Genomic DNA, 7,216 nt, shown 5'->3' with positions numbered 1-7,216 from the left:
GTATTTACGCAATACATTATCACTCTTGGTACGCCAAAAGGTTTCCGAGATGTTTCCGTTGTATAAATTCGGAACGCTGAAACTTCCTCCTGTATCGTTGTCCTGATAGTTCAGCTTAAAGGCAAACAAATCCTGCGGGTCACTGCCTTGTGTCAGGTTCGCCGTATCGTTAATTCCTTTGAGCCAACCCCGGATGTTGTAGGTATAGTCTACTTTTTGCAATCCTAAAGCTCCTGTAGCGTCTACACCTCCTACGTTTTTGCTGGTCAGTTGCCCCAGCTCATCATAAGTATTGCTGGCAATGAGCTGTACGGTTCCAGAACCAATCTGCTGGGTATGCAGCAGCAATCGATCCTGAGCGCTGTAGGTAAAGGTATCGGTAATCACAATCTCCGTATCGGCCGAAGCTTTTTTATGGAAAGTTTTCGTGTACAAGGTTTTCCCTATAAAATCCAGCTTGCTGTCCGTACGGGTATAACCTCCCACAGGGTTTTGGGCATGACTACGGATAGGGCGGTATTTGGTATCGTAGAGCGTATACGAAATAGCGCCGTACAATGCCGTTGGGCTGGTCATCAGCCTAAGCCAGGTTCCTGTTGGCATGCCTTTTACGGCAGCGGTAGCAGGTTGGCCTTCTACAGTGATTGGAAGTGATGGTGCTCCGGAATAGCTGTAATTGTCATAGTAATTTTTACTCAGGATATCATTGGTCGTTAATATAAAAGGATTGCTCCCCGAGTTGATGTTCCCTTGCCAGGTATTGCGGTTGGATTCGGTTACTGTCATGGTTTTCCAGCCGGTTTGGGTCACGCGCCCGAAGGCATCGTACTCAGTTATGGTCATGCCTACTGTTCCATCCCCAAAAGGCGAAAAGGCAGGGCCTGTGGCCACTGGCCGGTCCAGGCGGTCGTAGACGATGTATTCCCATTGCTTGCCCGGTAGTTTCTTGGCTGCCAATCGGTTGCGGTAATCGTACTTGTACTGGTAGCACAAGCCGTCTAGAATGGGTTGTGTAATAGCAGCTTCGGCTAGTGGTGGGATGACATAAGACAAGTTCCCTCTTTTATCATAGATGTAATAGGTGTCATGTGGGGTATTGTTATTAAAAGCACGTTTCAACACTATTTGTCCGTTCTTGTTTTTAAACTCTTGTGTGGTATTATTATCCCCGCTGGTCCAGTTTTCGTCTTTGGTTACGGTTTTATACAATGTCCCTGTTACATAATAATTATTATCTATCGCATTGATTTCGTATAGCCCTTTACCCGCACTCCATGTCGTAGTTGCCGTTAATCTTTTAACTTCATTGGCAGCATTGGTTTGAGCATCCAACTTGATTTCGTGCCCGGAACCCATAGCCCATGATGCGCCGGGAGCGGCTTGTTTTGTGATCCGATTCAGCGGTGAAGCTTCAAACAATTTCTCGCTATACGGATTGGCGGTGTTTTCGTAAGCTGCCGTATTGTAAAACGTGGCTGTTTCGCTTCCTGCGTTGGGATTGTAATTTAAAGAAGAACTGGTATTGGCATACGGCAAGAACTCCTTGGCTTGTCTTCCAAAGGCATCGTATTCTGTATGAGTTACAATGTCTTTTCCAGAGTTCGATTGTCCTTTGGCAATTTGCAGGATAGGCCTTCCCAATCCGTCAAAATAGGCAATCTGAACTACTGGATTCGTTGCTCCGGCTGCTTTATACGTGGTCGATTTGATATAGTTCTGGTCCTGACTTTGCGCTAAGGCAAGGACAGGAAGCATCAAAATAAGTGATAATAACTTTTTCATCCTGCCTTAGTTTTTATAATGGTATTCGTTCGTTTTTAAAATATTCCCGTCTTTGTCTTTCACTTCCACCAATCTGCCTTGGGCATCATAGGTATACGTGATTTTATCCCCTTTAGGGTCAGTAATCGTCGATACCCCTACCAAAGGCAAATAAGTATAAGTGCTCACCATGGCATTGGGCAGTGAAGTACGCAGATCATTTAGGGCGGCAATCAGATTGGCTTCTGTGCCTGTATCGGATAAAGCCTGCAGGTTAGTAACCGTTGCAGATGGAATGCTGGCATACGTAGCATTCTCGATTTTGGCTATAGGCTGCGATTTTTTATACCCCCAGATGTAGGTTACCGGAATTCCATTTTCCATTTTCAGTTCCAGAGGTTTTCCGTTAGTATTGTCCATAACGGTATAACGCACCCTGTTCTCCAGTGGATTGCCTTCAACTGAAGTCTGGATGATCTCTTGAGCAATAATACCATTGCCCCAATCTTTATAGGTTTTGTTTTGAACAGACATCGAAACACCTGAATTAAAACGCTCTGTCTTAATGATTTCCCCTACTCTGTTTTGAGCCTTCAAGGCTGTCATTTGCGCTACGACAGGCAAATCATCTGGGTAATAATTGACACTTTTCTGAACTTCTCCTTCGCTGTTGGTGGTTTCAGTACGGGTAAGCTGCAAATGCACAGGGTTGTCGTAGAAATAATTCGTTTTGCTGAATACGGAACCTGCAGATGCATTGGAGGCATCATAAAAATAATCTGTTACTTCCGTACTCTTTAGGTAAAACCAATATACTGGCAAATTATAAGTCACTAATTCGGCGGTATCATCAACGCTTGTCGGCAAACCGTAATTAGGTGCCAAACGGTCTAAAGTCCAAGGGGTTTGAAATGGGTTGTTAGGATCCTCGTTTTCATTAATGTTCATGATTTTAAACATCTTAAAGCCTTGAATTTGGGATGTTTTGGAATGGTCTTCATAGTACTCGTTCTTCTCTTTTCTTAGCAGGTAATCAGTACCTCCCACTGATTTGTAATCCTTTTTCTCTACCGTTTTTCCTCTTTTCCAGGAAGTAAAAATCTGTACGGTTGGATTGCCTAATGGGATTTCGTCTGAATCTGTCGTAAACTCATATTGGGTATACCCGTTTTTACTGCCATCGATGGCATTGACAGAGCGTTCTTTGACATATTTATACACCACGGAATTCCCTTCAATCCCGTATCGGGAACTGGAAGCAACACTGTAGGTTTTCTGGTAATCCAATGAAGGATAAGATCCATTGCAGTCATGCAGGTTAAAGTTGGTGAAAGCATTGGTGATAAAACTGGTCACCAGGTTATTGATGAGTTTACCGCTTGATTTTGCTGCATCCGTTACATCAGTATAATCATATTCTTTTTTCAGGGCTAAAGCAGCATCATGATTATAATTCTCAACGTTTCTGATTCTAAGTCCTCCTCCATAAAGGTTTTTTGGGGCAGTATCATTATTGGTGTATCTTATGGAGAATCCTTCGATCTTGAAATTAGAACTGTATACCTCCATCAAGATGACACCTGAATAGGTCAGGTTATCAAAATTATAGGTTACAGTCTGATTTGAACTAATCTTGGCAGAATCATATACCTCATTTCCGGCATTCAAAATTCGGACTCTGGCGTATTGGTAATGTATAGTTACCGAATTATCAAACACCACGTCAAATTTCAACTGCCCCTTGGCATTAACGGCTTCAAAAGGGACTTCCCTATATTGTACACAATTATTAGGGTTTGGGGCGGTACACATAGGGATATTGTCAAGCCCCGGCTGTGTAATGGTAGCCGGGTCCATGCTTCCCAAGCCCGTACCCTGGAGCGTATTGCTGCTTACTATTTTAAGGTTGTATTTATCCAAATCATCGACCCCATAATACTGATTGGTTTCATAATTGAATTTCGTCCATCCTTTGGTAGGATAATGGATTTCTGTCAGCATTCCGGCCTGGTTAACAGTTGGAGCAACAGTCCTGTTGGCAGTCCCGACTTCTACATTGTTATACCGGATAAAATGTTTTGGGATTAAATCCAAGTTTGAAGCGCCATTATAATAACCGTAATAGTCCTGCGCTTTGGATGTTTTTCCGGGCAAAGTGATATTGGAATACACAAATTCATGCCCTTCTCCTTCAAGCAGGCTTATTACCCTGTCTAATTTCAGTCGCTTTCTTTCATAGCCGATGGTACCTACTCCGGAATCAAAATAGGAATAGTCCAAATCAAAGCCTTTAACCAACTCAAATACACTGTTTTTTAATTGTCGTATTTCTATCTTATCAAGGTAACTGCCACTGTTAATCAAATCCTGCCTGCCTTCAGTTTTGGTGAAAACGACTTTAGAATTCCCTTCATTAAAAACAATTTCCTTTATTTTTTTTACTGTAGTTATTGTGGTATTATTGGCACTGATGACCGCACTTATGGTATTGTTAATCCTGCCATCACAGGTAGGACCGCAATTGATACAGTTTTCAGTCACATCAATCCTTTGTGATTTGCTTATATCGGTTATGGTATTGTCATCCTGGTATACAAAAGTGATTTTATCTTTGTTTGGCGTTTGGATCTCATCCACATACCAGGCATTGGCATAACTGTTTCCATGATCCAAAGCCCCCACTGCCGTTTCTTTGGTTGTGGTAAAAGAATATACGTTTCCGGCTGGGTCAGTAATTTTAAAAAACATATTTTGCCTGGAGGTTCCCAGTAGTTCTACCTTAAAGGCATCCGGAGGAAATATGACCACGTCATTACTAGCAAAATTCCTGATGTAAAAATTTCCATTAGCAGTAGCCGAAGAAAATGAATAGACATCCTTAACCCTGGATTCATTAAGATGATGCGTAGTAAACATTCCGCCATTAAACTGGTAAGGGTGATTATTCCAATAAGAATAAATAGCGTCAGCATCCGGAATCTCATCAATATAAGGGTTGTTCTCGTCTGTATTATCTCTTGGGCTCAAAACGATTTGGGCTCCGCTATTCAGGTTCCAGCCCAATCCTACCCAGGTAGATTCCTGATTGACCTTAATACCTGAAGCATGATAATTAAGAGAAATTGGCAAAGAATAGCTTCCGGCCTGAACGGTATAAATAGGAATGCTGATATTCGGAACTCCCGTAGATAAGTCTACAGGATATTCCCCATATTTTAAGAAAGCGGCTGCTTCCGGTGATTTAGGAGCGAAGTTCTGCATTTCCACAGTAGCTGTTTCCTGCCCAAACCCCAAAATGCCCTGTAAACACAGCAATAGAGCAATACTATATTTTTTCATCATGTTCATTCTTTAATTCTTAATCACTTTAATCCCATTCTGCTCCACATTAGTGCTGATGTTGATCACATACACCCCGCTTGGCAGGTTGCTCAAATCAAACGGCACGGTGCTTTCTCCATTGATCTTCTGCTGTTGCAACTGTCTTCCATTCAAATCATATAAAGTAGCTGTTCCGTAGGCATATTCGTAATTGATAATCGCATTGGTGAAAGAGGTTACAGGATTAGGTACTGCTTCAATAGTTACTTTCTGCTGTTCCGGTTTGGATTTGTCTTTGAGTTTCACGACCCAAAAATCACTGCCGCCTTTGGCTGATTTTTTATCTTTTGAGGCTTCTCCTTTGGAGGTTCCTGCCAGGATATACCCACCGTCTCTGGTTTCAATGAGTTTCTTCAATACTTCATCACCGGTACTGCCTACGGTTTTGCTCCAGAGTTCTTCTCCTTTGGCGTCAATTTTCAGGGCGATATAATCGTTAATCCCGTCTTTGTCTTTTCTGATAGCTTTACCGGTAGTTTCTTTCTGCGCATATCCGGCAATCAGGTAACTTCCGTCTTGATTCTCTACAATAGAAGTCAGTACATCGGTTTTTCCGTAATTATAGGTTTGCTGCCAAGAGATTGTCCCGGTTTCATCTAGTTTTACTATCCAAAAATCTGTTCCGCTGGTGTTTGTTTTGCTTTTGGAATCCGTAGCTTCCGAGTTTGAATTCCCTCCTGCCATATACCCGCCATCTTTGGTTTGGATTAAGGCCGTCAGGTTATCATCCTGGTTGCCACCCAGGGTTTGCTGCCATTGGAGGATTCCCGCCGTGTCAAGCTTGACAATCCAGTAATCGCCAGCGCCTTTGGCATCGGCTGTTTTTTCTCCAGAAGCCGGAGAATTGGAGTACCCGCCTAAAATATAACCGCCGTCTTTGGTTTGTGCTATGCTTTTCAATTCGTCTGCATATACTCCACCAATGGTTTGTTGCCATTGTACTTTTCCTTTATTATCGAGCTTTACCGCCCAGTAATCCAGACTGCCACGGCTGTCCTGTGATTTGCCTGTTTTATCTTCCAGCCCTTTGTCATCGGCTTTGGTGGTATCGGAATCAGAAGAACCGCCCAGGATATAGCCTCCGTCTGCGGTAAGAGCAATGCTTTGCAGCATTTCCTGTCCGTTCCCGCCAATGGTTTGCTGCCACATTTCATTCCCCTTCGCATCGAGCTTGATGATCCAGAAATCCGACTGGCCTTTGCTGTCGTCTTTTTTGTCCAGCCCTTTATTAGATTGGGAAGTTCCTGCCAGGATAAACCCGCCGTCACTCGTCAGCTTGATGCTTTGCAGCAAATCCAGTCCTGATCCGCCAAAGCTTTTCTGCCAGTCTAAATCGCCTTTCTCGTCCATTTTCCAGATCCAGTAATCCAGATCTCCTTTGTTGGCGTCCGATTTATTTCCGTTTTTATCCGATATGGAACTGCCCGCCAGGATAAAACCATAATCCGGAGTCGGAATCGCATCAAACAGGAATTCGGCATGCTTGCCACCATAGGATTTCTCCCAAAGAATATCTTGGGATTGTGCCGTAAAAGCACAAAAAGAGAGGGAAAGTAAAAGCGTTTTTTTACTCCAAAATGAATAAAACATAAGCAATGCAGGTTGATTTGGGGTTATAATTTGATTTTCAGACGAATAAACTCGTTAATTAAATTTATAACAGGAATATTCGGAGGCGAAACTACAATAAAAGTGTATACCAAACAATCCCTTATTTCAGTGAGAGGGAAGTAAGAAAAAAATTACTTTAGCAGGTTAGTAAACTGATTTTAAAACACAGCGCAAATACAACTATTGTGGTTATAAAATGTGCTTTTGCTGGCTCTAATTTATATATCCTTTTTTTATGGCTTAAATGGTTTTATCAAATGTAATCCAAACAGGAAGCATATTAATAAAAAAGCTACAACACTTCATGTTATTGCTTTTGTTTTAGCATTGCTCAAAATCGGGAGACTGCACAACTAGGGGAAATCTGTGTTAAAAAAAACAAACAGAAAATTTTACCACAGAAGTTGTGGTAAAATTTTTGTTTTAAAAAAAATACCACAACTTCTGTGGTAAAAAAATAGTA

3 protein-coding genes are annotated in these 7,216 nt (G+C 42.1%); all 3 read right to left on the bottom strand.

The features are described 5' to 3' along the window. On the bottom strand, positions 1 to 1,782 hold a 1,782-nt coding region (locus ACRDEC_RS16720; RefSeq protein ID WP_431499512.1), incomplete at its 3' end, for a DUF6443 domain-containing protein. A gap of 6 nt (positions 1,783 to 1,788) precedes the next feature. Then, positions 1,789 to 5,103: an RHS repeat domain-containing protein gene (locus ACRDEC_RS16715; RefSeq protein WP_431499511.1), complete on the bottom strand. Its 3,315-nt coding sequence runs from the start codon at positions 5,101 to 5,103 to the stop codon at positions 1,789 to 1,791. Between the two features lie 9 nt (positions 5,104 to 5,112). Further along, positions 5,113 to 6,732: a T9SS type A sorting domain-containing protein gene (locus tag ACRDEC_RS16710; RefSeq protein ID WP_431499510.1), complete on the bottom strand. Its 1,620-nt coding sequence runs from the start codon at positions 6,730 to 6,732 to the stop codon at positions 5,113 to 5,115. Positions 6,733 to 7,216 lie beyond the last annotated feature (484 nt).

Origin of the sequence: Flavobacterium sp. (genome assembly GCF_050696275.1) — a bacterium.
GTDB lineage: Bacteria > Bacteroidota > Bacteroidia > Flavobacteriales > Flavobacteriaceae > Flavobacterium.
Note: the sequence above shows the minus strand (reverse complement) of the source record. Positions and strands in the feature narration are given on the sequence as shown.